Below are 26,892 nucleotides of genomic sequence, written 5' to 3' on the forward strand. Positions count from 1 at the left end.
TCTTGTTTAGAAGGGTGGCCTCATCTTGCGTATCGAGGCCACGCCTTCTTCCAATGCTTTCTGGCCTGCCGCATAGCCTGCTTCAATAATCTTTTTTGCCTGCTTGAAATCAAGCATGCCGATATTTTTTATGTCGGGCTGAATATAAAAATCGACAATATCCCGGTTTGCCCTCCGTCGATTGGTACTGACCAGCGTTGACGAGCGAAGCAATGTTTCGAGGATCGAGGGCACCTTGGGTTGATCCCGATTTAGCAGTTTATTTGCTACGAGTTCCCACGGAGAAGGTATGGATTGAAGTTGGGTGAGATATTCATCATCAGGGCTGACGTCGATCGCGATAATTGGACCGCTGTTCTGCAGGCGCATCAGGTCGCATGGCAGGTTATTGAAGAGTCCGCCATCGACAAGATAGTGGCCATCTTCAATTACGGGGGCGATAACACCAGGTATGGAGATACTCGCGCGGATTGCGCGTCTCAGGCAGCCCTGAAAATGGTGCCGTTCTTCGGCCATGCTCATGTCTGAGGATATGCAGAAATAGGGGATGGGTAGATCTTCAATGAGTTGATCCCCGAAGGCTTGCTCCAGTAACGTATCCAAACGCTGGCTTTTGGAGAGCGAAATCATTGGCAGAGTGTAGTCTCCCAAAGGATTTACGGCCACAAAGAAACGTTCTACTGCCTCTGTGATTTGTTGGCTATCAAGCCCTTGAGCAATCCAGCCACCGATGATTGAGCCAATACTGGTTCCACCAATCATGTCTACTTCGATATTTGCCTCTTCGAAAGCCCGAAGTATACCGATTTGTGCGAAACCTCTCGCACCGCCACCGCCCAACACAAGGCCTACAGATTGATCTGAAAGCGCCCGGCTTAATCGTCGCGCAGCGCGAGGCGAGTCTGTATGCAGGTGACATAAACGATTTGGTTGAATCGCACGAAGCCATTGTTCTGTGTTACGAATCCGGTTTTGATCGGGATGGATCAGTATCAGATTTTTTCGTTGGCGTTGCCAGGAAAACAGCTGCTTGAATGATTCCTGTGTTTGCTCAACCCGCGCCACTGCGTCATTGGCGTCGACCACGAGCCAAGTCTCGTCAGCCCGTTCAAGGCAGATTTTAGACCACACCATGTCTTCGGACTCAGCGGTATAAACATTCCGTGGGTGTTGCTGTTCGATTGACTCAAGAAAATCAGACATTTGCGTGTGGGGGATATCCGCAAGATTTGCATGAGCAAAGTGCTGTTCTGTGTGTTGTCGAGTGACCAGGTTCTCAAGTCGGGGGTGCAACCCTTGCAGTACGGGGCTCATAGCAGAATCACCGTAGGCACCGGCGCAATTCAAAATCAGCCGGTTTACCGGGTGATGCGCTTTTTGTTGGTGTGCGTTTTGTTTTTTTACCCGGTTTATCAAACTGGTGACGATATAAGAACTGAGCCAGGGATATTTAATGGATAGCCTGTCAAAATTGCTGCGGTTAAGGCTTATCAGTTCACTGTTGCGGGTTGCGACAAGGGTTGCATTCCGCTTTTCATTGCTGAACAGGGACATTTCTCCGAAGGGCTTTAACAGTTAACGAAATACTTGACTAAACCTACTCATATACAGTAGCTTGTACAGTATTGTTTTCTCATGGATGGAGGTGATGATCATGGCTGAATTTCTATCGATAGGCGCTGCCGCTTTTCTTCTGGGTGTGGCCGTTTCCACCCTTCGTCGCTGGGAAAAAGAATCACGATTTTTCTCAGATTTCCGTACGCCTGGTGGCCATCGTCGTTACGCGCTTGATAAACTTTTAGCCTTTTGCGGTCAGTCGACTGCTAATGAGCAACGCAGAACAATCTGTTATGCACGCGTCTCTTCTCATGATCAGAAAAAAGATTTGCAAACGCAAATTGCTCGCTTGCAAAAACATGCCAGAGAGGCTGGCTATGAAGCTGTCGAAACCATTGATGATCTTGGCTCAGGATTAAACTATAAAAAACGGGGATTAAAGCGATTAATTAAGTTGATTTGTCAGCGTAAGGTAAAACGACTGGTTATCGTTCATAAAGATCGCTTACTCCGATTTGGGGCTGAATTGTTATTTGCGCTTTGCCAGTTTTACGGTACGGAGGTTGTCATTCTTGAGGAAGTTGAAGAAAACTTTGAACAGCAACTTTGCCATGATGTGTTAGCGTTAATGACGGTCTTCAGTGCGCGATTGCATGGTTCACGTAGTCGTAAAAATCAACGAGCCGTCGCCTAGTGGATACGCCAACGAAAACACTCACCTTTGAAACCCGGCTTAATTTGATTCATGAGCAGGATGCGGCATTGTGCCACTATGCCGAGCTGTGGAATCAAGTGAAGTTTCGTTGGTTTGCTAACTTACAAAAGCCTAAAGCCCAGCAATTGAGTCGTACCCAGTTTATGCATGAAATGGGGATGCCGTTCAGCTATCGGGTGTTTCAAGGCGTCCGGCAAAGCATTAAAGGTTTAATCCAGTCTTACCAAACCAATCGAAACAACCGGCTGGTGACGCTGGAAGTTAAAATCAAACAGCTGGAGAAAACGCTCAACAAACTAGAGAAGCGCTGTGATCATGTTGCAGAGAAAGGCTGCCCGCAACAGGCCAAAAAACTTCGCAACACACTACGACAGAAGGAAGTGAAACTGCATCGTTGGCAGCAAAAGCAGTCCGCCTTGGTGGCCGAAAAACAGGAAAATAAAACCCCCATTTGTTTCGGCGGTCGAAAGCTGCTGAAAGAGCGACAAACACTAAAATCCAATGAAGGGATAAGGGATTGGCAATGTCGCTGGCACGAAGCGCGACACCGTGAATTTCTATTAGTGGGTTCTCATGATGAATCCTGGGGCTGTCAAAATGCCCAGCTATCGCCCAGTGAGCAAGATGATGCTTACCAGCTAAAACTCCTGGTACCCCATCAATTACGCGCTACGTTCGGCACGACCATTAACATTGATTGCCTGAAATTCAAGCATGGTAAGACGGCTATTGCCCAAGCCGTCTGGCAGAATCAGGTTAAAAAACTCGATAAATCAATCAAAGGGCAACCCCTGAGTTTTCGATTTAAGCGAGACAAAAAAGGTTGGCGGTTACTCGTTAGCGTGGAAGTGGCAGGACCAACAGCGCAAGCAGAGTGGATCGATGCTGATCAAGGTGTCATTGGTGTGGATGTCAACCCGGATCACTTAGCGGTCGTCGAGCTGGATCGGAACGGTAACCCACTGCAACACCGAACGTTTGACTTACCTTTGCACTATAAGAATGATGCTCAACGAGCGGCTATTATTGGGGATGCCGTACGAGACCTGATGGACTTTGCCGCACAGCAAGGTAAAGCGGTGGTGATCGAAAAGCTGGATTTTCAGCAAAAGAAACGGCAATACCAAAAGCAGGATCATCCTCAGTATGCCCGCATGTTGAATGCCTTTGCTTACGGTAAGATCAAGGACTTGATTGAAACGCAAAGCATTAAACGCGGCATACGCCTATATCACGTCAATCCGGCTTATACCTCATTATTGGGGCGGATGAAGTATCGCGATCGACACGGTTTTTCAGATCACCACGCGGCCGCGTTAGTGATTGGTCGTCGGCATTATGGCTTTAAAGAAAAGCCGCCAAAACAACTCATTGGTATTAACGCGAAGGGTACCGTTAAGACCGAGCATCCGCCTGTAAGGATGGCGCTCGGGGATTATCAGTATTACAACAAACTTCAGCGTTGGTACCAACCACTCGAAAAATCATTAGATTTTCTGAGCGGTTGGCGTCACTTTCGTCGTGTGAATCGGGTTAGTTACTCCGTCGAGGCTCGCCTTGATGGTAGACCGGGCATGAGTCCCGACTTGATTCAGGAAAGCGTAACCCTGCTTTCCGCGCACCCTGCGCTGTAGGGATAGGCTCGTTTAAACCTTGAGTAGGTTTAAGCAGGTTTATGAAAACGGTTCACCATGGTAGATTTCACCCACACGATTAAGGTCTTGCCCCGCCCCGACATAGACGTCGATTTTGCCACTCAAAAGAAAATACATCACCTGGGCACAGTTACCTTGTTCATAGAGTAATTGGTTTTCATCCAGATGCATGAAGTTGGCACTCCGAATGAGATCTTCCAAAAACTCGACACTGATTTCAGGGTATGTTTTGCGGAAGGTTTGAATCAATATCTGAATGGTTCGAATATGATGGCTCAGTGCATCGAAAAAGTTTGTGGCGCTCCGGTTAGCGGCTTCTGTCTGTTTTAGAACACGCCAGGAAAGACGTTCGACCGAGCACGGTGCTGTACAGCGAACACCGAAAGAAAATGTGGCCTCTTTTTCGGATGGGGATTGTCCGAACCAATACCCGGGGAGTAAATCAATTGCGCTGATTTCATCCTCACCCGCCGGTAATACAATCGTAATTGCCCCGGAACACAATCGATAACAGCCCGTGTTGGGTTCACCCGCCCTGAAAATATACTCATTGGTTTCAAATGATTGCAGTGTACTCTCTTGTGCAGCGACACCATCCAGTTTGTGGGCAATCTCGGGATCGATATTCATGGCGGCTTCTTTATTGTTTTATTGAAAATCAGTTGAAAAGAATAAATCAGCTGATGTCTCTTAAACCCAAGTATAGATTTAATTTTAATCAGACGATTCATCATTCGACAATTATTGGTTCCGTAATTTCAAGTAAGTTGCCCGTCCTGTAATTTTCAAGAAAGTTCCCGTCGTTAAAATTCTCTGCAATTCGATGTAACGCTTAAAGACTTTAACCGCAAGTGACTGCTCCCCGCACTGTCAGGCAAGGCTTCCAACTTCTTAGGCTGCAACCGGCGCGTGGCTGGATTTACGCAAGCCTCCATTGGCAGGAACCGACAGTCCTTCGGCCCTTAGTTTGATAATGCCCTGCTGGCGGATATTGATCGCCGCGTTTACGTCACGGTCAAGCTCTGCTTTGCAGGCAGGGCACGTCCAGTGACGCACAGACAACGACAGGGACGCCATCTTGTGGTCGCAGCCGGAACAGGTCTTGGAGCTGGCGAACCATTGATCAATTTTGACCAGATGCTTGCCTTGCGCCTTGTACTCCAACTTCTGAATCAAGCTGCACCAACTCGCGTCAGCAATATGCTTCGCCAACTTCCGGTTCTTCAGCAGGTTTTTAACTTTCAATGTCTCGACTGCCACCGCTTGGTTTTCGTCAATAAGCTGTCGGGACAGGTTGTGCTGGTAATCCGCACGGGCATTCGCGAGGTGTTCATGTGCCTTGGCAAGCTTAAGGCGAGCTTGTGCCCGACCCTTGCTACTCTTCTGGCATCGGGACAGGGCCTTTTGCTTGCGTCGAAGGTTGGCGGCGGCACGTTTCAGAAAGCAGGGATTCGCTATTTTCCTACCCTCTGAGTCGATAGCGAGGTGAGTGAGCCCCATATCAAGACCCAACACGGTATCGACTGTTTTCATCGGCGCGGGTGTTTCTACGCCGTCATCAAGCAGCAGCGAAGCATGGTATTTGCCCGTCACGGTACGTGACAGGGTGATGCTCTTGAGCTTCCCTTCCAAAGCACGGTGTACTCGCGCTTTGATCGGCTCCATCTTCGGCACTTTAATCCAGCTATCCCCCGCGCTGATACTCGTGCAGTGGTAACTCGATTGTTTGCCGTGCTTGCGCTTGAACTTGGGGTAACAAGCGGAGTGCTTCGGGTCGAAGAAGTTCTGAAAGGCTTTATCCAGGTTGATACAGGCTTGCTGGAGTGCAATCGAGTCAAACTCCTTGAGCCAGTGATACTTGCGTGACTTTTTTGCCACCGCGAGCAGGGGCTTAATATCTTTCTTGGCCTTGAGCTTCAGGCCGTGGCGTTTGTGCTGAGCACTGATGACATGCAAGGCCTTGTTGTACACAAACCGCGTAGCACCGAACTGGCGGTTTAGAAATTCCGCCTGTTCAGGCGTTGGGTAAATTCTTACTTTGGTCGCGCTCAACATGCTGTAATTATATACAGAGGATTATGAAAAACAAGAAGTTCTCCGAACTTCCCGCTTATATCCCCGCCCGAGTGGGCGAGGGTTTACGCGTGTATATGCTAAACGAGCAGGAGATTGATAATGAGAACCACCGGGTTATGCGCACAGAGCTGTATATTAATGTCGAAATCGGCGCAACGGTGTCAACTTCCCCTTATGAAGACGTGGATACCGAATATACGCCGCTGCCTTTACTCTATTTGCAAGCCTGGATCAATAATCAATCCGCTTTCAGTGTACATTGTATTTGGTTTTGATCTGTAATATACGCGTTTCAGACTTCTTTAAAAAGTGATCCAGGCACGTAATCAAGTCTGGTTGAGAAATGCTCGATACATGAAAATCCAGTGCGACATTCGGCAATTGGTAGTCAATAGTTGGTTGAGGAGATTTTCGTAAGTGTTCTTGAATGTAAAATAGGCCTACCTCTCGATTAATATAGATAGCATCTAATCGTCCAATTAGCAGCATGTTTATCAGCGACGAGATACGGTTAACTTCCGTCAAATGCAATTCATGTGTTTTGATTTTGGCTTGATAGCCAATTGGTATGGTGAAACCGACGATAGTTCCCAAGTGTGATAAATTTTCATCGTCCCATTCATTGCGCACGAACGAAACATCCTGTGTGCTGACAATTGGTTTGGAAAAATAGAGTTGTTGACCTGCCGTGAACTGCGACTTCCAGTTTGGATTTGACGGGTATTTCAGGTCGATTTGTCCCGCCCCTAAGTTTTGATAGAGGCGTTTTACTGGTAGCGGTTTAATTGTCAATTTAATATTGCTCGCCTTGGCGAACTCATCAAAAAACTCTTTTGCAAACCCTGTTACCACACCATGTTGGGAACTGTAGTGTGGAAAGTAGTTCAACTGCTCAATACCCAACACATATGTCGCATCCTCAGAAATTCCACAAGCACAGTAGCCAAAGTGAGGCACAAGCATTAGTAAAATCCATCGACTCACAGTTGATAACGTCCTCATTTTTCTACTTATTGAGGAAACTATAGCTCATTCTGGATTTCACGCTGGAGCTGGATGCTCACAACATACTGTACATACCTGCTAAGTAGCGAGTTACAGGCTTGTTAATCCTAAGTAACATTTTTTTACTTCAGAATCATTCGGTGAATAGTTTTCGTCAATGAGCGCTCTAATGGTTTGTTTAACGATTTTGAATAGAGCGTATTGCCTTTCTCCTGATTCACCTGAGAGCCGATTACAGTTTTGTAGGTGAGTTTCAGTAGCTATCAACATCTCTTTGAGTAATGCCGAAGGCGTATCAGTATCAACAGAAAGCGCTGAAAAGCTTTCGAGTAGTTCAGCCATTGCTACTTTCAATACTCGATAGGCTTGTGCATTGTGACTCCAATCAAATACATAGCGATTGGCAGGCTCGGTTGATTTAGAGATTATGAGCTCGTGGATGATGTAAGACGGATAGTCGTTTAATAACGTCATTTTTTAGATCCCTTAAAAAAATTACTCTCGGAGAATGAATCAGCTGGATGGAGCAGCAAAATATAAAAAATAACTAAGAGGTTGTTCTAATTGCATATTTTAGATTTATTAATCTATGCCCTGAACAATTATTTTTCCACAAATTCAATCAATGAATTAGGCATAATTATTGCAAGGTTGAGCTTTAAATGGTTCAGCTCTATTTTCTCTACCGTTTTTAGCTGAACTTCGCCTGAAGTTAGTCTATACACCCGCGCCTACGTTATTTGAGTGAATTGTATTTATCGATTATTGAATCAAATTTACCTGCATGCTTCAGTTCATTCATGGCGTTTAACAGATGTAGTGATTCCGATTTGCGTTGTCGGGAGAGAGCACAGGTCACGGGGTAGGATTTATCGATTAGTTTCGAGGCTCTCAGGGAATTATATTCAGATTCGTGATTCAACATTGCTGTAAAGGAAAATTGATTATCGATAATCGCATAAAGGCGTTTCAAAAACAGTAATTCATACAACTTATTCGTTTCAGTGTAATTGTTCCGCTGAATCTGTCCTGACTGCACAAGAGTCCTGAACCTGTCGCTGTACCGGTAACCTAAATGCCCCCCAACGGTTTTTCCTATCAGTTGGCTATGATTTTCTATGCCTGACCTTTTTTTTAAGATGATGAAATGCTCGTCGAAAGTCGTAATTATGGGGCCCCATAAAACTTCCAACGGTGACTTCATCCACTTCGGGCTATACAGGCATAACATTTGAATTTTTCCGTTTTTCAGAAATTCCGCAACACGCAACTTGGGTAATCCGATAATCTTAGCTGAACCCAGTTTGGCTTCTTTCAATATCAACTGGATGACTTCGTAGTTTAAACCATCCACCAACAGCTGACCTGACTTGATATTGTAAGGTTGCCCTGCATCGACAAACCCTATCTTCAGTTGGGTTGTTTCTGTTGCGGCCAATGGTATGGCTATCGAACACAGAATAAACAAAATCACAATATGGAATAGCATGTCGATATTTATTACCCAAATACAATGATGATGAGTACAGATTTCTCTGATCGTTTTTGGTAAGACTAGGATATGGTCATCCAGACGTCTATAATCAGCTCATTTTTTGAACATTTAAATATCCCGACTATGCTATAAAATGTCAGGAAGGACCTGTAGCGTTAAACTTTGCTAGCCCCGAATCTAGCGGGGCTGTTTTCAGTTTCCTCATACCTAAAATGGGCTTATCCCATATGGGGTATATTTTTCTGCCCCTCAAGAGTTTTGTGTATTCTGAAAATTGATCATCCGTAAAATAATTGAAAAACGCCGGAGGCGTAAGTGTTTAGCGCATGGTAAGGAAGTCTTGTACTTCAATGCTGACGAGAAACTGATTATGAGTTCAATTTTGAACAGGTACCCTCCTTATGTTATCCGGGAGGTTGTTATGTCTAAAGCTACCGGACCTGCAAATAGGAATATATTTGATTGGAGATATGATGAAGTAGCCTACAAGGCATTACGGAAAGGTTTATCTGAACTTCAAGATAGCTTTTCAGTGATATCAAATAAAATTCATGATCCCTCACAACTACTTGAAGAGATGCTGAACGTCTCTGAGGTAACGTTATCACAGTTTGTAATGTCTCCCGGGAGTGAGAGTCATTGGGAGTATTCCTCGATCATGCTGGTCAAACGTACGATTGAGCAGCTAATTGGAGAAAAATACACACCAAGTGAGCTTGAATTGGACAAGTGCTATAAAGGTTCAACCGTAATTTAACCCCGAAAACAAGACTAGCTGACCCTATATTGAGATAAATTTCGATGCCTGCTTTTGAATTGTTAACATGTAAATTCCAGTGCCGGTTATGTGGTGACGAGATCGTGAGTGTTGGTGATTTAGTCACTTGTCGGTGTGGTGGAATCAAAATAGATGCCTGCCTGAAAGGTGGCTTCATTCGTCGCACAGGAGAACCGGAAAATTTTATCAGTTTATGCGAATGGCGTTCCGTTGAAACCGGACGAGTGTTTAGCGATCAAGATAAATTCAATTCAACCTACATACGATAATCACAGCACGATCCAGACAGTTTAAGAGAGCCCAGTTTGAGAGAGACAGCCATGAAACCGAATGCGTTCCCATTGTTGCTGAGTCTGATCTTTTTGTTGGCCTTGTCGCCTGTTGGTCATGCTGCGAGTGATAGCGAGGAGAGTAAAGCCCTAAAAGCCCAGCGAAAAGAAGCGCTAAAAGAGCGTCAGGCGCTTCAGAAGGATCAAAATAAGCGAAACAAAGACGCGATAGCTGATTTTAAATCCCATCGCAGCGATTATAAGGCGCAGGCGAAACAGCTTGTTACGGATCTGAAAACCGCATATGAATTGAAGCGTGTATCGCTCAACGCAGAGCATCAGGCGCGAATTGCTGAAGCTGAAGCTGAATTTCGGGAACAGTGGACGGCAATGCTGCTGAAGCAGAGGGACAAAAAGGAAACACTGGAGGTTATACAGGAAGAGGCAAAGCGATATGCAGAGGCGTTGTTCCAGTTGCGTAAACAGAGTGCTCTGGAACTACACCAGGCGGAACTGACGTATGAGCGAGAGGTGAATGCGGAGTTAACCGGGTTAGACCGAGATATGCTAGAGAAAGCCCGCTCTCTGGGACTGACTGCGCCATTGGAACCGGTGCTGGCGACGCCAATTGGTGGGGTGTTGACCGAAAAAGAAGAAAAATGGAATGAGAAAGAAGAGACACGGGTTCAAAAACTACTCGAAAAGAACCTGAAGCTGATCGCAGAATATGAAGTTGGCACGAAATTGCGCCAGTGGGAAATCGATAATTTGCAGGAAGATTTCGACCTCGAGTGGAAAGAGAAAGAGGAACTTCAGGCGTTGGATAGCCAAATATCGTTTTTTACCCAATTCGCGGCACAGAGTGCAGGGAATGCCGAGGCACAACAACAGGACTTCATGAAACGTTTATCCGAGATTCAAAAAGAACGTCAGTTGATTGGCATAAAATACAAAAAAATCAGAGACGAGAACCGAATCAAGCGTCGAGAGGCAAAAAAACAGATTCGATCAAACGCCAAATGAGTATAACTAATACGGCTTAACCTTATCAATTTCCTCTTTCAAACGGCGCATGTATTCTTCTGAGTCTTCAATAGCGCTCAGTTTTGCATAAGCTTTTTTCAAATCTTCCCGGTATCGGGCCATTTGATCTGCGTTTTCCCGCGTGAAAAAACAGTAGGCTTTCATGGAATAGCCAAACAGGCTGATCAGTGGCAACAAAGGCAGTGAGAGTAAGTGCAAGCCCAGCACAACCAGCCAACTGAAGGTTCCGCGCAGGGTTGCTCTGTTGTGAAAGGGAATACGGAGCCCGTTGGGTAACGCGGACAAATTGTTTCTGAATGCCGCCCAAGCCTCATTGCGCCCGACTTTCAGGGGAGTGAACATGGCGGCAATATCGTAACTTTTGTGGTTATCCAGTGTGACTCTCATATCTTTTACCGTGACACGAAAAAAGTGGGCGCACGTTACTCTTTTTTATCTGAGTAATCAATCTATTCCGATTGCAAATTGAGTAATTTGTCCTTTTTAAGGTGGCTCTTTTGCCGACTTGCTCAATTTTCTGGTTCTCGCCCGACTTTTGCGGGCTTTGATAGACCAAGGCTGAGTACAAAATAGACGGTTTCGATTACTGTAATTTGAACATGAACCGGGCGCATTCTTGCTTGCTTTAGCTGCGAGTTGAGTCCGGCGTAAAGCTGCCCATGAGATGGAGATATGTGTTGATTATTTGGACTTGGTTCTCATAAACACTGCTTCTTCCCGTTCGCCATTCGTACTTATTAATTTCATGATTGACAGAATATTTGTGGCTCTTTACTGTTACTCCGAAACTTGTACAAAGGACTTATCAAGTGGCCATACGTGGATTCTGCATCAATATCTCAGAGCGGCTTCGTAGCAACCAAGCTACGACCTTTGCGCAGTGGATCGGTGCAGCGAACGTCGTGCGTAACCAGAAGGTGGGCGAGTACAGAAAGCTCCTGTCTGAAGGTAGGGGGTCTGAGATCGCACAAGGCTACAGCCACATAAAGAAGTGTTCAGGATTAGAATTCCTTCGTGAAGTCCCAGTGCAAGTGCTTCGTAACGCCGCGAGTGGTGTTTTCAGTGATGCAGAGGCGGCACGTAAAGGGCTGCGTAAATTCCCGAAGGTGAAAGGGCGTAATAAAAAGCGTAGTGTATTGATCACTCGTGAATTATTTATGCTTGAACCTTTAGACCAGTCCAGCAGTCTCTTAACCCTTTTCGATAACGCCACGAAACAGCGACAAAAACTCTTTAGCCTGAAATTGCCGTATACGCCTGAGCAACTGGCCAGGCAGTTTCGCGTGAGCCGCCAAGGGAACAAGTTCACGTTATCAGGTTCTTTCGATGACGGCGTAATAAACGACAGCAATGATAAACTGCTAAAAAGTTACGCACATCTGGATGATGAAACGCTTCTAGGCAACATAACGGGTATCGACCGCGGTGTAGTGCGCCCGATCCAGACCAGCGATGGCCTGATCATTCAGTATACCCCGGAAGAAGTCGAATCGCTTCGCAAACAGGCGAGGAAGAAGGCTCGTTATCAGCGTATTCTGGCGCGCAAGAAGCGGCTCAACAAGAACAAAAATAAACACAAATGCGAGACAGCTGGGCAGCGAAAACTAGCGGCGAAGATTGCCAAAGCCGATGCTAAAATGGCCGATATTCGTAAAAATTTCTCGCACCAGGCGTCGAGCCAGGTCGTTAAATCAGCCAAGCTGATCATTGGGCTTGAGGACTTAAACCTCAAGGGCATGACGAAACGCGCCAAGCCGAAACAGGATGGTCGTCAGTTCGTGAAGAACAAAGCTCGTGCAAAGAGCGGACTGAGTCGCAGCCTGCTCAATGTGGCACTGGGACGGCTGGGCGATTATATTGAGTACAAAGCGGTTGACTACGGAAAAGCGACCGTTAGGGTTTCGGCAGCCTATAGTTCTAAAACCCACTATGCTTGTCGTAGTCGTGATACAGTGCGGCCCAATCAAGCGACGCTTATATGCCGCCGTTGCGGCGCGGAAGAGAACGCCGACGAGAATGCGGCCAAAGTAGTTGCCCAGCGCACAGTAACTTACATCAAAGAGAATGCGTTTGCCGATAAAGCAAAATCTCGTAAGACGATCGTCAGGCGCAAGAAAAAGGTGGATGATCCACCACTGGTGTGCGAACTGGCATCAGGATAAAAATCAGGAAAGACAGGGACAGTCTGCTTGCAGGCTCCCCCGGCTAACTGAATTAGTCGGCTGGAATAAGACCATCTACAGATGGCATGTCCCGCTAAATGCTTTCTTACAACAATGGACTGGGACTTTAGTTTTGGTCTTGGAAACCCGATAGGTTTAGCTAGGGGGAGTTCATAGCATAAAGAATCAGAACCACTTCACCGCAGGGTACTCACCGGATAGGCAATTGTATGGGATCTGTACCACTTTAAAATGAGATCCATATCACGAAATACAATAGTGGCCTGGATTGTTGTGGGGGCTTGGGCACCGTCATGAATGGATTATTGGCAATACTCATTGTTACCGCGGAGCCATTTTTTGTTGTTCAAATAAAGTTTGTCTGTGAGTGTTAATTCGTATGTCCAACGCTCGCCTCCGGCGCTGGTTTCCTGCCAGTCGAAGCCGGGTGTGCTCCCTTGTGATATTTTCCCCGCGCCGAATTGCAGAACCAGGGTGCCTGCGGAATTGATACTGCCTTTTGCATGCCAACGCCCCTGTCCACCGCTTTGTGCTGCGCCGCTGGCTCCACCCATGCTGTATCCACCGGAATTGAAAGAACTGTAGAACGAGCCGTCACTACACAGCCAGAGTTCTTGCTTTTCGCTGTAGCCGGAGCCTGTGTAGTAACGAGCGATATAGCGTCCACGCAAGTAAGTTTGCCAGGCATTTGGCCCCTGGTCCGTTGTGCCTGAATTCTGTATCACCGGTTTTCGGCTTTCTATGTTTTTAACCAGTTCTGTTGTGATTTGATTAACTTCGATGTTTTTATCATCCCGGTTTTGGGGTTGAGACAATGCGACAATCGCAACGCTGAGCCCTTGCCTGAGTTCCCGTCCGGCAACGTAGGCATTGAGTGGGGTCGGGGAGCCCTTTACTGTATATGGCGCCGCAATAATACCGTTTTTGGTTATTGGCTGTTTATTGGGAATTAATTGGATGCCTGAATCCAGCGGTATGCTCTGTGACATGATCTGTAACAACTGCTGCTGATCGACCTCATCAAACATCATGAACAGGTTTGCTTGCAGATGGCGGGATTCGAGTAAGAAAAATTCGGAGCCGGACGGCCAGGCGCCTTGCCAGCCCTCCGGAATCGTAAAAGCTGCACCGAGTTGAGCCGATTCCACTCGCGTGCCTGAGGGGTAAACGACACCTTGCTGGACTTCAATGGATTGAACTGACACGCTTATGGCGCATAGTGAGCAGATCAGTGTCAGTTTGAGCCGGGAAGTAACTGATCGTTTCATGATTTCCCTCCTGTCCAGCGCCTGATCATCAGGCTTGTTGATAAAGTTGACAGTGTGTCTACCTATCATAGCGAATTTTGTGTACATATTCCCTCAAGCTGTTTTCTATCATTCCGCAAATTTTAAATTCAGAATTGGCTGTTAGAGACTGTCTCGCATATGCTGGTTTACGTTGAAGGACGAACCGGCTGGAAGGTCGTGACGAGTCAATGGAAAAACCGAATTGAGGGAAAAAATGAACAAGCACGAAAAACTGAATTATGTTGAATATCCTGCTGCCGATCTCGAGGCAACGAAAGCATTTTTTACGGGTGCATTTGGCTGGAGTTTTGTGGATTACGGGCCAGAGTACACTGCATTTGCCGGGCAGGGGCTGGATGGCGGCTTTTTCAAAAGTGATTTGCGTTCGGTGGCAACGAATGGCGCGGCACTGCTAGTGTTTTACAGTGACAATATCGAAGATACACAAGCCAAAGTAACGGCATCTGGAGGAAGCATTAACAAACCGGTTTTCAGCTTTCCGGGTGGAAGGCGCTTCCACTTCATCGAGCCAAGTGGAAATGAGTTCGCAGTGTGGTCGGATAAATAACATCTATGTACGGTTAAAGTTTGAAAGCAACAAAAAAGGGCCTGGAAATCAGGCCCTTTTTAACGTGTGAAGCACGAGTCTGAAGTCGGAATGCCCTAGAACAATACGCGACAGCGGATAGTGCCTTTCACTGAGCGCAGTTTTTGCATCGCCAGGTCACTGTACTCCTTGTCGACATCAATCACGACGTAACCTACTTTTTCGTTAGTTTGCAGGTATTGTCCGCAGATGTTGATGTTGTTTTCGGAGAAAACGGTGTTAATTTCCGACAGCACACCCGGTACATTTTCATGAATGTGCAGCAGGCGATGATTATTCGGATGCGCAGGCAAGGCCACTTCAGGGAAGTTGACGGATGAAACTGAGGTACCGGTATCACTGTACTTGGCGAGCTTCTCGGCAACTTCAAGGCCGATATTTTCTTGCGCTTCCATGGTGCTACCACCGACATGGGGGGTCAGAATCACATTGTCGAATGCACGTAAAGGGGAAACGAATTCTTCGTTGTTGGACTTGGGCTCAACCGGGAACACGTCAATTGCTGCACCCAGCAACTTGCCGCTTTCCAATACTGCAGCAAGCGCGTCAATATCGACAACGGTACCACGGGCAGCGTTGATGAAGATGCTGCCTTCTTTCATTTTGGCAAACTGCGCTTCACCCATCATTTCTTTGGTTGAACCAGTTTCCGGTACGTGTAGGCTCACGATATCGGCAATGCTCAATAGTTCATCAAGGGATGCGACCTGAGTTGCATTGCCCAGTGGAAGCTTGGTGACGATGTCACAAAAGTAAACTTCCATACCCAATGATTCTGCCAGTACCGAAAGCTGGGTACCAATGCTGCCGTAACCGACAATACCCAGTTTCTTGCCGCGAATTTCGTAGCTGTCTTTTGCGGATTTCAACCACTCGCCACGATGCGCTTTTGCACTCTTTTCAGGTACACCACGCAGCAGCAAAATGGCTTCAGCCAGCACCAGCTCGGCAACGCTTCGAGTGTTGGAATAAGGGGCATTGAAAACGGCCACGCCACGTTTGAGCGCTGCAGTCAAATCAACCTGGTTGGTTCCGATACAGAAACACCCGACTGCGACCAGCTTGGTGGCGGCTTCAAACACTTTTTCTGTTAGTTGGGTGCGGGATCGGATACCAATAAAATGAGCATCTGCAATTTTTTCAACCAGTTCCTCTTCAGAGAGGGACGTTGTCAGATATTCGATGTTGGTATAGCCAGCGTTCTGCAGTGTTTTTAGCGCAGATTGGTGCACACCTTCCAGAAGAAGAAACTTAATTTTACCTTTGTCGAGTGAGGTCGTAGTCATGATGTTGAGTTAACCTATGCATTGATGGCAGGATCGCCAGATACAAACTTTTTTGATCTGTATTACGCCACAGCTGTTCGCACCGAATACAGGACACGGCCATACCTTAACAGGAATAGCAGAAACCAGAATAAAGGATTAGCTGAAAAGAGTGGCTACAGATCCAGGCGCGGTATGATAACATAATTATCCTTCACAGATACATGTGAGCGAAGATACTTGCGATATCCGTTCAAAAAATGCTTATCTGATCAAAAAGTGCGCATACACCCAACATTCAGGATTACAGGTTAGATGAACACCATTTCACCAGAGAAAATCATAGCGGATCTCGGCCAGCTGGTTGAGCCGGGAAAAGTACGTACCGATGAGGAGTCCCTCGCAACATTTGGTAAAGATTGGACCAAGCTTTATGAACCCAAGCCTTTAGCCATCGTCTTTCCCAAAACAACAGAACAGGTTCAGGCAGTTGTTCGATATGCCAATGAACACAAAATCGGTCTGGTGCCCTCTGGTGGTCGAACGGGATTGAGTGCAGGGGCTGTGGCGGCCAATGGTGAAGTGGTGGTTTCTTTCGAATACATGAACCAGGTGCTGGAGTTTAACGCCAGTGATCGCACGGTGAAATGTCAGGCAGGTGTCGTTACCGAGCAGTTGCAGAACTTTGCTGAAGAGCAGGGTTTGTACTACCCGGTTGATTTTGCTTCGGCGGGTTCAAGTCAGCTGGGCGGAAATCTGTCGACCAATGCGGGAGGCATTAAAGTTATCCGGTACGGCATGAGCCGTGACTGGGTAGCCGGATTGACGGTCGTCACTGGCAAGGGCGATATTCTGGAATTGAACAAGGACCTGGAGAAAAACAATACAGGGTATGATTTACGTCACCTGTTTATTGGTGCGGAAGGAACCCTCGGCTTTATCACCGAAGCGACGATGAAGCTGACTCGAAAGCCAACGAATCTTACCGCACTGGTTTTAGGGTTGGGGGATATCAGCAACACAATGGACGTATTGCAGTCATTCCAACAGAAAATCGATTTAACGGCCTATGAGTTTTTCTCTCATAAAGCAATGGGGCATGTCCTGGCCCACGGTGATGTTCCTGCACCGTTCGAAACGGAAGCACCTTTTTATGCGTTGCTGGAGTTTGAGAGTATTTCGGAGCAGGTTATGGATGATGCCATGGCCATCTTTGAATCCTGTGTCGAGCAAGGCTGGGTGCTGGACGGTGTGATCAGCCAGAGTGAAACTCAGTTAAACAATCTTTGGCGCTTGCGAGAGGGCATATCCGAATCGATTTCCGTGCACACGCCATACAAGAATGATATTTCCGTTGTGGTATCAAAGGTTCCGGAGTTTCTGAATGAAATTGACCAGGTTGTCACGGAACACTATCCGGATTTCGAGATCATCTGGTTTGGACACATCGGTGATGGCAATCTCCATTTGAATATTCTGAAGCCGCAAAACCTGGATAAAGAATCGTTTTTTGCCAAGTGTGCACAGGTAAACAAATGGGTGTTCGAAATCGTCGAACGCCATCAGGGCAGTATATCCGCTGAGCACGGGGTCGGGTTGACAAAGAAAGAATATCTTGGTTATACCCGTTCGGAAACTGAAGTGGCTTATCTGAGAGCAATCAAGCATGTTTTCGATCCTCAGAATATCATGAACCCGGGTAAGCTGATTGATCCCGCTTGAGTTACCGGTGATGGCGATTTAATCCAGCATTAAGCTGGATTAGGCGTTGATTTTGAAATTAGGGTTAGAAGAGATACGGGAACCTGGAGAATAATGCAAAATACCACTGAAATTCGTTTTCTGGATGGCACATTGGCTCCCTGGAAGCCAGGGAAGGTTGTTTGCGTCGGGCGAAACTACGCCGAACATGCCCGCGAATTGAATAACCCTGTTCCCACATCGCCGATTTTATTTATGAAACCGGCGACTTCTATTGTGGATGTCGAATCCGGTATCGAACTGCCTGTGGGCCGAGGCGCAGTTCACTATGAGCTGGAGTTGGCGATTTTAGTTGGTCACACGCTGAGTCATGCAAGTGAGGCAGCCTGTCAGGAGGCGATTGCCGGGATTGGGCTTGCTTTGGACCTGACGCTGCGTGAAGAGCAGGCCAAGTTAAAAGAAAAAGGCCATCCTTGGGAGCTTTCCAAGTGCTTTGATGGCGCATGCCCTTTAAGTCGGTTTGCACCCGTGTCAAGTGCTGTGGATTATCGCAACCTCCAGTTCCGGATGATGATGAATGGTGAGCTTCGACAGGATGGCCATACCGCTGATATGTTATTTCCCGTTGTGCCACTGATGAGTCACATCAGTCGTTATTTTCGTCTCGAACCGGGGGATATCGTATTGACCGGAACGCCCAAAGGGGTGGGGGAGCTCCCCTGCGGCGCCAGCGTCGAACTGGAGCTTGTGGATTACTTCTCGGTTAAGGCCGGGAAAATCGAGAATCAGACTCTAAGTTGAGTAAAAACATGGCGAAGGAAGAGAGCAGCAATAAGGGAAAGCCCAAAAAAAGTACGACATCCCGGACCGGTCGGTTCCTCAAACTGGCCGGTATGACCGCATCTGTCGCTAGTCGCTATGCTTCGGATCGGGTGGTCAATGCGTTTGTATCAGAAGAAACCAAAGCGGGGCGGTTGGCCAAAAGCTACGAAAAAATGGCTGATGATGTTACCCAGACATTGGGGGAGTTGAAAGGCGCGGTGATGAAAGTGGGGCAAATCGCTTCGCAAACCCAGGATTTCCTGCCTAAGGAATTTTCCAATGCGCTGCAGAAACTTCAGAAAGAAGCGCCGCCGATGCCTTATGAGACAATCGCCGAGCAAATTGAGTCAGAACTGGGTGGATCGCCTGAAGTGGTGTTTAAGCACTTCTCCAGGGAGCCCTACGCTGCGGCCTCCATTGGACAGGTGCATCGCGCGGTAACCCTGGATGGTGAAGAGGTTATCGTTAAGGTTCAGTATCCCGGGGTAGATGAGTCTTGCGATTCGGATTTGCGGCAGCTGCGCACGGCGCTGAAATTGGGTGGGTTATTGAAAATCCCGAAACAGCAGGTTGATCAGCTCTTCGCTGAAATTCGAACCCGGATTCAGGAAGAATTGGACTACGAAAACGAAGCGGAAAATATTCGCGCATTTCAGGCATTTCATCGTGATGATGCTGGCGTCCTGATCCCTTCCGTTATCGAGGCGCTCTCAAGTCGCCGGGTGCTGACGCTGGAATGGCTGGAGGGGGATCATATCAACAACCTTGATCCTGAACGTTATGATCAGGAGGTCGTGAATATGATCGGTCATCGCATCTTCACGACGATGGCAGACCAACTGTTCCGCTTTCAGTGTATTCATGGTGACCCTCACGCCGGGAACTTCGCGTTTCGGCCTGATGGTACGTTAATAATGTATGACTTCGGCTGCGTTAAGAAATTAAAGCCAGGTGTTGTCGATGCCTATAAAGCAGCTTTGCAGGCCGGCATACAAGGGGATTATCGACAGCTGGATCAACGTTTGATTGATTTGGGCGTCCGGGTTGAGGGCAAGCCTGCAATCGGTGAGGACTACTATGCAATGTGGCGCGATATTTTTATTCGCCCGTTTGCTAACGCCTCTCAGGTATATGACTTTGGTGAAGCGAATCTGCATCAGCTGGTCGCAAAAAATGCCACATCGGTTTTCAAGTATCTGGATTCATTTCAGCCCCCGGTGGAGACGATTTTTATCGACCGAATGATTGCCGGACATTACTGGATGATGAAAAAACTCGGTGTACAAGCGGCATTCAGGCCGGAGCTCGATGCTTATTTAGCGTAAGCGGGATGCTTGGTAATACCGGAACCTGAGTGGTAAGTGAAGACTACATCGTTAAAATCGATTTAATTTTTGTAATTTTACGTAATTTTACCAAAATGCCTCAGTGACCCCGGGAGTCAGAGCATAATTGCGCTATGCTTTAGGTATCTCCACCATCATAAAACTTAAAACAAGGGGAGTGAATACGACTGATTTCTCTCTGCGTTAGAGCTAATCCGTCTATCAATAAATTTCGAATGAGGCAAAAAACCGTGGCGACTTTAGACGGTGAAGAACAGTATGTCATCGCCCATGGAGAGGGTTTTTCGAAGTCTGCTTGTCGACAAAAACTACTCGAAAAACAGATAAATTGTGTGTTAATCCATCAACTGGAGGAAGTAATCAAAATCCAGCCTGCCTTGTTGCTACTGGATAGTGGACTGTTGAGTACGTTCCCCGAGAATTGGCGGAAGAAATTGCCGAGTGGGGTGTTGGTGGGGTGCGAAGATCATATCGACGCCGAAGCTGACTTTTTTTGTCCCAGAGATTTCAAGTCTCGACCCACATTGAAAAACATTGAACTGGCGTTGATCAGATCCAGTGAGCTCCGTACGCAGGCCCGACTGCAGCGAGATTTGACCCAGGCCAGCGCGGCAAATGGTCAGACTGATACGCAGTTAGCAATGCTCGCCGATATCAGCATTGCGCTCTCCGCTGAGCGTAATTTGGCCACGCTATTGAATCGAATATTGTCGGAAGGTCGAAAGTTGGCGTGCTGTGACGCTGCATCGCTGTATCTGGTTGATAAATCAGACCCTGACAACCCCCAGATGGTGTTCAAGCTCACCCAGAATGCATCAATCGAGTGTCCGTTCCGGGAGGTGCGTTTTGAGTTGAATGATAGCTCGATAGCGGGTTATGTCGCTTCCCACGGCACGGAGCTGCATATACCGGATAGCTATGCCATCGATGTGGCGGAGCCTTATCAAGTGAATCATCAGTTTGATCAGCAAATGGGGTACCGGACGGGTTCCATTCTGGCCATCCCGATGAAAAACTATAATGGTGAAGTCATTGGGGTGTTGCAGTTCATCAACCGGACTTCTGAGCCTGGTGTAAAACTGGATACGCCTGAGGCGGCATTGCAATATGCAATTCCCTTTGATGAAGCCGGTATGGTGTTATTGCGAGCGCTGGCCAGTCAATCCGCGATTGCGATCGATAACAAAATGCTGATTGAAAACATCAAGAAACTGTTTGATGGTTTCGTGCAGGCATCAGTTGCCGCAATAGAGCAACGGGACCCCACGACAAGCGGGCACTCTTTTCGGGTTGCAGATCTGAGTCTTCGTCTGGCGGAAGTCAGTCCGCATTCGATCGTTCCAGAGATACGGGATTATCAGTTCACCAAGCGGGATCTTACGTCATTGCGCTATGCTGCGTTGCTGCATGATTTTGGTAAAGTCGGAGTGCGCGAATCGGTGCTGGTGAAACCCAAAAAACTGACCAGTCATCAGTTTGAAGTCATCCGATACCGGGTGAGGCTCACGCAGGAATTTATCAAACGCAGAGCAGCAGAGCAGTCTTTGAACATGGTTCGCAATGGCGCACCTGAAGAGGCATTGGTCTCGATACTGCAACAGGCAGAGCAGGATAGTATGCGTTTGAGTGAGTTTTTTGCGCGTATAAAGAATGCTAATGAACCGACCATTTTGCCGGAAGGGTATTTCGAGCACTTGAGAGAAATCAGCCAGTTTCCTGCCCTGAATTCTGAAGGCGATTTTCAGCCCCTGATTTCGGAGTCTCAGTTTTTGGCACTTTCTGTAGAGCGGGGGAGTTTGACCGAAGCCGAGCGGTTGGAAATCCAATCCCATGTAACCCATACCGAGAGTTTTCTGCGCTTGATTCCCTGGACTTCTGATCTGGCAGATATTCCCGATATCGCCGCAGCCCATCACGAGAAACTTGACGGCAGTGGATACCCTAAGGGGCTGGGCGCAACGGATATTCCCTTACCTTCAAAGATTATGACGATTTGCGACATCTATGACGCTTTGACCGCGTCGGATCGCCCTTACAAACCGGCAGTACCTAAGAATGTCGCGTTTAACATCCTCGAGTCTGAGGCACAGCGCGGGATGCTCGACGGTGAACTAGTGCGGTTGTTCATTGATGCGGGGGTCGATAAGGTCATCGAAGGCAAGGAGTATCAGCGTTCGACTGCGCCTGCCGGAGACTTTCATCACCATGTGTGTGATTTCGATTTAATGGAGCACTAGGCTCAACAGAGCCTGGTGCCGTCCTGATAATCTATTAAAAAAACACACTCGTCGAAAACGAGCTAGTCTTAAAGGAAAGTATTTCCTGGCTTTGAGTAGAGAATATGGATTACAGCAGTATAGAGTTTGACCGCGTTGTCGATGCTTTGGATTTGTGTGTCTGGGTGTTAGGGGGTGATTTGCAGCATTCTCCATCCGTCCTTTATTCAAATGAAACTTTTGCTCAATGGGTGTCAGCAGCTCGAAATGAATCCGCCGGAGAAACGCTGGCGTTTTTGTTTTCCCCTGCCGATCGCAAAGAATTAATGAATTGCGTTCAGCAGGTTGTTGAGTCAAAAAAATCAGCACTGGCGCAACTCGGATTTCTTGGGCTCGATGAAACGCACTGCCAGATTGACTTTGTGGTCAAGCCCTTGGCCTTTAAGAAGGGGGTCGTAACCCAATGCTTGCTGGTCGAAGCGCGGCGCAGTAGTCCAGTTGATCAAGTCGGTACTGTGGGCAGCACAGGAAAGCCCTATATCGACGGTGATGACCTCAATCTCCTGGAGCAACAGACCGATCCGGAAACCGGCGTATATAATCGTCGATACCTGTTTGAGCAGGTTGAAAGAGAATGCTTGAGATTACAGCGCTATGGTTCCCCTTTTGCCATGTTGGCCGTAGAAATCCGGGAACGAGAAGGAGCGCACGGCGAGCTCTCCTGGAACGAAATGGAGAGCCAGCTGAATCGCCTGGAACATTGGGTACCGGTTCTCGCTGAGTTGGTTCGGGGGGAGTTTCGGGCACAGGATGTCATTGGTCGTTACCAACCCGACCAGTTTGCAGTGTTGATGCCCGAAACAACCGAAGCACAGGCTCAAGAGGTTGTTGATCGGCTCAGGGGGCTAATGAGTCGTGCGGATAACATACCCAAGGATGCCGAGGTCGTGGTCGGCGTGACGGAGGGGCGTGCCAGTGATGTTCATTTCTCTGAGACCCTGCTGCGACTGGATGAGGTGATGACCACCCTGAATGGGTGAGATCCGTAATTCCCCTTTTTCGTCAAATAGGCGATACCGTTGTTTTATTCTCGGGGAACCCGTTTTTTCTCCCATATAGTCTGCTTTTGTTCTAATTTTGATCTGGAATGTTGAAAGTGTTGCATCGCAAACGCGCATTTTGCGTAAATATTGCCTCATTTGCAGTGCATAAAAGTTTTTGTCGTCGCCCATAAGTGGGTCATTTGATATTTTTTGAAGTTCCATTTTGGTGAGCTATTATTTTTGTTAACCCGGAACAACCAAAAAATGCACCGTAATAGTGATTTTTAGCTAATTCTAGAAAGTTGGCCTGCCCTTTGCTATAGCTCATATTGCATACCTAATTATTAATATTAAATCCATTAAAGACTACTCAGTAGGAGTGTTGTATGAGCAATAAACGCCTATTTTCTCCAAGCTTGCTGGCTATGGCATTGGCTTCGATTTCTGCTACCTCGATGGCGGAGGAAGCATCTTCGTTAGCTGATGTATTTGTCGGTGGAGATGTTGATTTAAGCTTGCGCTATCGGTACGAGTTTGTAGATCAGGATGGGCCCAAGGAAGGTCGGGCGTCTACCTTGAAAACACGATTGACCTATAAAACCAAAGATTATCATGGTCTTAGTGGTGTACTGGAGTTCGATAACAATACTGTCGTTGGAGAAGACCGCTACAACGATTTAAGTGGTAATCCTTCGCGCACTCAATATGCCGTTATTGCAGATCCAACTTACACCGAGATTAACCAGGCTTATGTTAATTATGCCGCTCCGGCGGACACCACATTACGTTTCGGTAGACAGCGCATAAACCTGGATAACCAGCGTTTTGTCGGGGGGGTGGCCTGGAGAAATAATGAACAGACTTATGATGGATTTACATTGATCAACAAGTCGCTACCCGATACGACGATTACACTGTCTAATATTTATAATATTAACACCATAACTCAGAATGATATTGATGGTGAGAATCATCAACTCCTTCATTTAGCCAATAAATCAATTGCTCTGGCGAATGTCAGCGTTTACGGCTACTTGTTGGAAGATATTAACGATACTTTTGGCGTCAGGCTGACCGGCAAGACCAAAGCGGGTGATGTCGGGTTATCTTATGAACTTGAGTATGCAATGCAGGAAGGTGATGGTGCAGCCGACTATGATGCAGACTATTTTCATGGCGTTCTCGGGGCTTCGGTTGCCGGGATAACCGCCAAACTGGGTTATGAAGTATTGGGCTCTGATGATGGTAAAGCGGGCTTCCAGACTAATCTGGGAACCAAGCACAAGTTTAATGGTTGGGCGGATAAATTCCTCGGCACGCCTGCAGCGGGTCTCGAAGACTTGTATTTGACGGTATCGACCAAGCTGGTGGGCCCCAAGATCGCGGTAACCTATCATCAGTTTGATGCTAACGAAGGTGGCGCAAATTATGGTGATGAAATTGATCTTGTGGTCGCACAAGGGTTTGCCAAGCACTATAAAGCGCTTGTAAAAGTCGCTGCTTATAACGCTGATGATCACGCAACAGATACAACCAAAGTCTGGTTACAGCTGGCTGCCAACTTCTAAGCACAGGATTTTGATGTACGTTTTTTGTCTTTGATGCAGCTTGGTGTTGCATCAATGGCAACCCGCCTGCGACGCTGTTCCGGAATGATAGAACAGACCCAATCGTCTTCCGGTTTTTTTATCGTTGATCCCGGTGCAGCGTCGCTCCTATCTACCTATCTCGTGCGGTAACTTGCAAGAGGCCGCGTTTGATCGTTTGAACGGTATTCCACCATTATTGACTTGTTTTGCCTCTTAAGTTATTGAAGCTATTAGGGGCCGTGCAGATAAAATGGTACAAATGTCACAATAATACAAAAGTCTAATTGATTCTGTGTTACAGAATTCATACTGGAAGACGTGCACAATTTTGGGATTTACTGCTAATCTTTTATAAGTCGTTAAATTTCAGGACTAATGTAAGCTGGGAAGCCATGGCAGCGCGCTGCTCATGGCTTTTTTTTACCTAATAAAAATAATTCTCAGAGGTAGCGAATGAACAGATTGCGATCAAATCGTAACTACAAGGCATATAAAAAAGCGATATTGAGCAGTGTGGTTTCGATTTCTGTTGCAGCGACGGGGTTTGCGGTTAGCTTGAGTGCACAAGCTGATACAGCTGCGGCACGAAAATGGGTGGATAGCGAGTTTCAGCCGTCCACACTATCCAAATCAGCACAAATGCAGGAAATGGAGTGGTTTATCAAGGCCGCAGAGCCTTTCAAGGGAATGGAAATCAAGGTCTTGTCCGAGATTATTGCCACCCATGAGTACGAATCCGGGACGCTGGCAAAGGCGTTCTCCGAGATTACCGGCATCAAGATTACCCATGAGATGATCCCGGAAGGGGACGTTGTCCGGACACTGGAAAAGCAAATGTATACCGGTGAATCGCTTTATGATGCCTATGTCAATGATTCGGATTTGATCGGTACCCATGCACGCTACGGCCAGGTGGTCCCGCTGACAGATTTCATGAGTGGTGAAGGCAAAGATGTAACTTTGCCAACCTTGGATCTGAATGATTTTATTGGGCTCGATTTTACCACGGGTATGGATGGCAAGTTATACCAGTTACCGGATCAGCAGTTCGCGAACCTTTACTGGTTCCGTTATGACTGGTTCCAGCGAGAGGATATTCGTGCCAAGTTCAAAGCGGAATACGGGTATGAGCTGGGGGTGCCGGTAAACTGGTCCGCGTATCATGATATTGCCGAGTTTTTCACCGAAAAAGTGGGTGAAATTGATGGCGTGAAAGTCTATGGCCATATGGACTATGGAAAAAAAGATCCCTCGCTGGGATGGCGTTTCACCGACGCTTGGCTGTCAATGGCCGGGGCCGGGGATAAAGGTTTACCCAATGGAAGTCCGGTTGATGAGTGGGGGATTCGGGTAGAGGATTGTCATCCGGTAGGTTCCTCAGTTGAGCGGGGGGGTGCCACTAATGGTCCTGCCGCCGTTTACGCTGTAAGCAAATATATCGAGTGGCTGGATAAATTTACGCCCCCGGGATCCCGAGAGATGAATTTCGGTGAGGCAGGCGCAATTCCCAAGAATGGTAATATCGCGCAACAAATGTTCTGGTATACCGCATTTACTTCTGCAATGACTGAAACCGGTTTGCCTGTGGTTAATGACGATGGCACGCCAAAATGGCGTATGGCACCTTCACCCCATGGTGCATATTGGGAAGAAGGCATGAAACTGGGATACCAGGACACCGGTGCCTGGACATTGTTGCAAAGTACCCCGCTGGATCGTCGAAAAGCGGCTTGGTTGTATGCTCAGTTTGTTGTCTCGAAAACCGTTTCGTTGAAGAAAACGTTAACCGGATTGACGCCGATTCGAGAGTCAGACCTTCAGTCTGACGCCATGACCGAGGCAGCACCACGCTTGGGTGGATTGGTGGAGTTTTACCGGCCACCCGCACGTAAATCCTGGACGCCAACCGGCAACAACGTACCGGACTATCCGAAACTTGCGCCGCTTTGGTGGCAGCATATCGGTGATGCATCTTCAGGTGCCAAGTCCCCTCAGTATGCGATGGATGCCCTCGCGAAGGCTCAGGACAGAGTGCTTCGCGATATTCAGAAATCCGGTATTCAGAAAACCTGCGAACCTAAAATGGCAGCCCGTAAGGATGTGAAGGGCGCAGATTATTGGCTCGCACAACCCGGGGCGCCAAAAGCGAAACTGGATAACGAGAAACCAACACCTCAGACCGTTCCATATGACAAATTGCTGGAAGCCTGGAAAGCTGGACGAGCGATGTAATGGAA

The 26,892-nt window shown here is 47.4% G+C and carries 25 protein-coding genes; 15 read left to right on the forward strand and 10 right to left on the reverse strand.

Translation table 11 applies throughout. The features are described from left to right. Positions 1–6: 6 nt before the first annotated feature. Positions 7–1,554 (reverse strand): patatin-like phospholipase family protein, encoded by a 1,548-nt coding sequence (locus tag OLMES_RS08535; RefSeq protein ID WP_087460875.1) that lies wholly within the window; start codon positions 1,552–1,554, stop codon positions 7–9. 100 nt (positions 1,555–1,654) lie between these two features. Between OLMES_RS08535 and OLMES_RS08540 the strand changes: the two genes are divergently transcribed. Together OLMES_RS08540 and OLMES_RS08545 are read left to right on the forward strand one after the other, a co-directional pair. Further along, positions 1,655–2,251 (forward strand): IS607 family transposase, encoded by a 597-nt coding sequence (locus tag OLMES_RS08540; protein ID WP_087464397.1) that lies wholly within the window; start codon positions 1,655–1,657, stop codon positions 2,249–2,251. Further along, positions 2,251–3,906: an IS200/IS605 family accessory protein TnpB-related protein gene (locus OLMES_RS08545; RefSeq protein WP_087460876.1), complete on the forward strand. Its 1,656-nt coding sequence runs from the start codon at positions 2,251–2,253 to the stop codon at positions 3,904–3,906. Before OLMES_RS08540 ends, OLMES_RS08545 begins: the two co-directional genes overlap by 1 nt. A 39-nt stretch (positions 3,907–3,945) precedes the next feature. Here OLMES_RS08545 and OLMES_RS08550 read toward each other — a convergent pair whose 3' ends face one another. Further along, entirely contained in the window at positions 3,946–4,557 is a 612-nt protein-coding gene (locus OLMES_RS08550) for a cyclic nucleotide-binding domain-containing protein (protein WP_087460877.1), read from the reverse strand. A 261-nt stretch (positions 4,558–4,818) separates the two neighbouring features. Then, positions 4,819–5,982, reverse strand: coding sequence for an RNA-guided endonuclease InsQ/TnpB family protein (locus tag OLMES_RS08555; RefSeq protein ID WP_087460878.1), 1,164 nt, complete (start codon positions 5,980–5,982; stop codon positions 4,819–4,821). Positions 5,983–6,005: 23 nt separating this feature from the next. On the opposite strand from OLMES_RS08555, the gene OLMES_RS08560 reads away from it, so the two are divergent. Continuing rightward, complete coding sequence (locus tag OLMES_RS08560; protein ID WP_087460879.1) at positions 6,006–6,278, forward strand: hypothetical protein; 273 nt, start codon at positions 6,006–6,008, stop codon at positions 6,276–6,278. Here OLMES_RS08560 and OLMES_RS08565 read toward each other — a convergent pair. From OLMES_RS08565 to OLMES_RS08575, 3 genes are all read right to left on the reverse strand, one after another. Continuing rightward, on the reverse strand, positions 6,253–6,987 hold the full coding sequence (locus OLMES_RS08565; RefSeq protein WP_157678225.1) for a substrate-binding periplasmic protein: 735 nt from the start codon (positions 6,985–6,987) through the stop codon (positions 6,253–6,255). The genes OLMES_RS08560 and OLMES_RS08565 overlap by 26 nt on opposite strands. 111 nt (positions 6,988–7,098) lie before the next feature. Beyond that, positions 7,099–7,482, reverse strand: coding sequence for a hypothetical protein (locus OLMES_RS08570; RefSeq protein ID WP_087460881.1), 384 nt, complete (start codon positions 7,480–7,482; stop codon positions 7,099–7,101). A gap of 262 nt (positions 7,483–7,744) precedes the next feature. Beyond that, the gene (locus tag OLMES_RS08575; protein ID WP_087460882.1) at positions 7,745–8,497 is read right to left on the reverse strand and encodes a substrate-binding periplasmic protein; all 753 of its coding nucleotides are present in this window, start codon (positions 8,495–8,497) and stop codon (positions 7,745–7,747) included. A gap of 427 nt (positions 8,498–8,924) precedes the next feature. Here OLMES_RS08575 and OLMES_RS08580 point away from each other — a divergent pair, with 427 nt between their 5' ends. Genes OLMES_RS08580 through OLMES_RS08585 form a run of 3 tightly spaced genes read left to right on the forward strand, consistent with a single transcriptional unit; the run spans position 8,925 to position 10,573 of the window. Next, complete coding sequence (locus tag OLMES_RS08580) at positions 8,925–9,260, forward strand: hypothetical protein (RefSeq protein WP_157678226.1); 336 nt, start codon at positions 8,925–8,927, stop codon at positions 9,258–9,260. A gap of 44 nt (positions 9,261–9,304) precedes the next feature. Next, entirely contained in the window at positions 9,305–9,550 is a 246-nt protein-coding gene (locus tag OLMES_RS29130) for a DUF7695 domain-containing protein (RefSeq protein WP_456299501.1), read from the forward strand. Between the two features lie 51 nt (positions 9,551–9,601). After that, complete coding sequence (locus tag OLMES_RS08585; RefSeq protein WP_087460884.1) at positions 9,602–10,573, forward strand: hypothetical protein; 972 nt, start codon at positions 9,602–9,604, stop codon at positions 10,571–10,573. Between the two features lie 6 nt (positions 10,574–10,579). Here OLMES_RS08585 and OLMES_RS08590 read toward each other — a convergent pair whose 3' ends face one another. Then, positions 10,580–10,981 (reverse strand): hypothetical protein, encoded by a 402-nt coding sequence (locus OLMES_RS08590; protein ID WP_087460885.1) that lies wholly within the window; start codon positions 10,979–10,981, stop codon positions 10,580–10,582. A 422-nt stretch (positions 10,982–11,403) separates the two neighbouring features. Here OLMES_RS08590 and OLMES_RS08595 point away from each other — a divergent pair, with 422 nt between their 5' ends. Next, positions 11,404–12,756, forward strand: coding sequence for an RNA-guided endonuclease InsQ/TnpB family protein (locus OLMES_RS08595; RefSeq protein ID WP_087460886.1), 1,353 nt, complete (start codon positions 11,404–11,406; stop codon positions 12,754–12,756). 323 nt (positions 12,757–13,079) lie between these two features. On the opposite strand, the gene OLMES_RS08600 is transcribed toward OLMES_RS08595, so the two are convergent. Continuing rightward, complete coding sequence (locus OLMES_RS08600) at positions 13,080–14,045, reverse strand: hypothetical protein (RefSeq protein ID WP_087460887.1); 966 nt, start codon at positions 14,043–14,045, stop codon at positions 13,080–13,082. A gap of 235 nt (positions 14,046–14,280) precedes the next feature. Here OLMES_RS08600 and OLMES_RS08605 point away from each other — a divergent pair, with 235 nt between their 5' ends. Then, entirely contained in the window at positions 14,281–14,634 is a 354-nt protein-coding gene (locus tag OLMES_RS08605; protein WP_087460888.1) for a VOC family protein, read from the forward strand. A gap of 95 nt (positions 14,635–14,729) precedes the next feature. Here the strand turns inward: OLMES_RS08605 and serA are convergent, their stop codons facing one another. After that, positions 14,730–15,959 carry a phosphoglycerate dehydrogenase gene (serA, locus tag OLMES_RS08610; RefSeq protein WP_087460889.1) on the reverse strand — a complete coding sequence of 410 codons (1,230 nt, stop codon included), beginning with the start codon at positions 15,957–15,959 and terminating at the stop codon, positions 14,730–14,732. A 294-nt stretch (positions 15,960–16,253) separates the two neighbouring features. Here serA and OLMES_RS08615 point away from each other — a divergent pair, with 294 nt between their 5' ends. The 5 genes from OLMES_RS08615 to OLMES_RS08635 all read left to right on the forward strand — a co-directional run bounded on the left by OLMES_RS08615 (position 16,254) and on the right by OLMES_RS08635 (position 23,063). Then, positions 16,254–17,660, forward strand: a complete 1,407-nt coding sequence (locus OLMES_RS08615; RefSeq protein ID WP_198343273.1) for an FAD-binding oxidoreductase — start codon at positions 16,254–16,256, stop codon at positions 17,658–17,660. A 93-nt stretch (positions 17,661–17,753) separates the two neighbouring features. Further along, the gene (locus OLMES_RS08620) at positions 17,754–18,440 is read left to right on the forward strand and encodes a fumarylacetoacetate hydrolase family protein (RefSeq protein ID WP_087460890.1); all 687 of its coding nucleotides are present in this window, start codon (positions 17,754–17,756) and stop codon (positions 18,438–18,440) included. 8 nt (positions 18,441–18,448) lie between these two features. Further along, positions 18,449–19,786 (forward strand): ABC1 kinase family protein, encoded by a 1,338-nt coding sequence (locus tag OLMES_RS08625; protein ID WP_087460891.1) that lies wholly within the window; start codon positions 18,449–18,451, stop codon positions 19,784–19,786. A gap of 251 nt (positions 19,787–20,037) precedes the next feature. Next, the gene (locus tag OLMES_RS08630) at positions 20,038–22,044 is read left to right on the forward strand and encodes an HD family phosphohydrolase (protein WP_198343274.1); all 2,007 of its coding nucleotides are present in this window, start codon (positions 20,038–20,040) and stop codon (positions 22,042–22,044) included. 104 nt (positions 22,045–22,148) lie between these two features. Beyond that, positions 22,149–23,063: a GGDEF domain-containing protein gene (locus OLMES_RS08635; RefSeq protein WP_087460893.1), complete on the forward strand. Its 915-nt coding sequence runs from the start codon at positions 22,149–22,151 to the stop codon at positions 23,061–23,063. A gap of 199 nt (positions 23,064–23,262) precedes the next feature. On the opposite strand, the gene OLMES_RS28815 is transcribed toward OLMES_RS08635, so the two are convergent. Continuing rightward, on the reverse strand, positions 23,263–23,394 hold the full coding sequence (locus OLMES_RS28815; protein WP_269767747.1) for a hypothetical protein: 132 nt from the start codon (positions 23,392–23,394) through the stop codon (positions 23,263–23,265). A gap of 58 nt (positions 23,395–23,452) precedes the next feature. On the opposite strand from OLMES_RS28815, the gene OLMES_RS08640 reads away from it, so the two are divergent. Together OLMES_RS08640 and OLMES_RS08645 are read left to right on the forward strand one after the other, a co-directional pair. After that, entirely contained in the window at positions 23,453–24,634 is a 1,182-nt protein-coding gene (locus OLMES_RS08640; RefSeq protein WP_087460894.1) for an alginate export family protein, read from the forward strand. Between the two features lie 474 nt (positions 24,635–25,108). Next, positions 25,109–26,887 carry an ABC transporter substrate-binding protein gene (locus tag OLMES_RS08645; RefSeq protein ID WP_198343275.1) on the forward strand — a complete coding sequence of 593 codons (1,779 nt, stop codon included), beginning with the start codon at positions 25,109–25,111 and terminating at the stop codon, positions 26,885–26,887. The last annotated feature ends 5 nt before the right edge of the window (positions 26,888–26,892 follow it).

It is taken from the genome of Oleiphilus messinensis (genome assembly GCF_002162375.1).
Lineage (GTDB): Bacteria > Pseudomonadota > Gammaproteobacteria > Pseudomonadales > Oleiphilaceae > Oleiphilus > Oleiphilus messinensis.

Coding starts and splice junctions, on each gene's coding strand:
- OLMES_RS08605 (WP_087460888.1), top strand. CDS start 14,281: ATGAACAAGCACGAAAAACTGAATTATGTTGAATATCCTGCTGCCGAT.
- OLMES_RS29130 (WP_456299501.1), top strand. CDS start 9,305: ATGCCTGCTTTTGAATTGTTAACATGTAAATTCCAGTGCCGGTTATGT.
- OLMES_RS08550 (WP_087460877.1), bottom strand. CDS start 4,557: ATGAATATCGATCCCGAGATTGCCCACAAACTGGATGGTGTCGCTGCA.
- OLMES_RS08635 (WP_087460893.1), top strand. CDS start 22,149: ATGGATTACAGCAGTATAGAGTTTGACCGCGTTGTCGATGCTTTGGAT.
- OLMES_RS08555 (WP_087460878.1), bottom strand. CDS start 5,982: ATGTTGAGCGCGACCAAAGTAAGAATTTACCCAACGCCTGAACAGGCG.
- serA (WP_087460889.1), bottom strand. CDS start 15,959: ATGACTACGACCTCACTCGACAAAGGTAAAATTAAGTTTCTTCTTCTG.
- OLMES_RS08620 (WP_087460890.1), top strand. CDS start 17,754: ATGCAAAATACCACTGAAATTCGTTTTCTGGATGGCACATTGGCTCCC.
- OLMES_RS28815 (WP_269767747.1), bottom strand. CDS start 23,394: ATGAGCTATAGCAAAGGGCAGGCCAACTTTCTAGAATTAGCTAAAAAT.
- OLMES_RS08590 (WP_087460885.1), bottom strand. CDS start 10,981: ATGAGAGTCACACTGGATAACCACAAAAGTTACGATATTGCCGCCATG.
- OLMES_RS08625 (WP_087460891.1), top strand. CDS start 18,449: ATGGCGAAGGAAGAGAGCAGCAATAAGGGAAAGCCCAAAAAAAGTACG.
- OLMES_RS08615 (WP_198343273.1), top strand. CDS start 16,254: ATGAACACCATTTCACCAGAGAAAATCATAGCGGATCTCGGCCAGCTG.
- OLMES_RS08600 (WP_087460887.1), bottom strand. CDS start 14,045: ATGAAACGATCAGTTACTTCCCGGCTCAAACTGACACTGATCTGCTCA.
- OLMES_RS08645 (WP_198343275.1), top strand. CDS start 25,109: ATGAACAGATTGCGATCAAATCGTAACTACAAGGCATATAAAAAAGCG.
- OLMES_RS08560 (WP_087460879.1), top strand. CDS start 6,006: ATGAAAAACAAGAAGTTCTCCGAACTTCCCGCTTATATCCCCGCCCGA.
- OLMES_RS08580 (WP_157678226.1), top strand. CDS start 8,925: ATGTCTAAAGCTACCGGACCTGCAAATAGGAATATATTTGATTGGAGA.
- OLMES_RS08535 (WP_087460875.1), bottom strand. CDS start 1,554: ATGTCCCTGTTCAGCAATGAAAAGCGGAATGCAACCCTTGTCGCAACC.
- OLMES_RS08570 (WP_087460881.1), bottom strand. CDS start 7,482: ATGACGTTATTAAACGACTATCCGTCTTACATCATCCACGAGCTCATA.
- OLMES_RS08540 (WP_087464397.1), top strand. CDS start 1,655: ATGGCTGAATTTCTATCGATAGGCGCTGCCGCTTTTCTTCTGGGTGTG.
- OLMES_RS08640 (WP_087460894.1), top strand. CDS start 23,453: ATGAGCAATAAACGCCTATTTTCTCCAAGCTTGCTGGCTATGGCATTG.
- OLMES_RS08585 (WP_087460884.1), top strand. CDS start 9,602: ATGAAACCGAATGCGTTCCCATTGTTGCTGAGTCTGATCTTTTTGTTG.
- OLMES_RS08575 (WP_087460882.1), bottom strand. CDS start 8,497: ATGCTATTCCATATTGTGATTTTGTTTATTCTGTGTTCGATAGCCATA.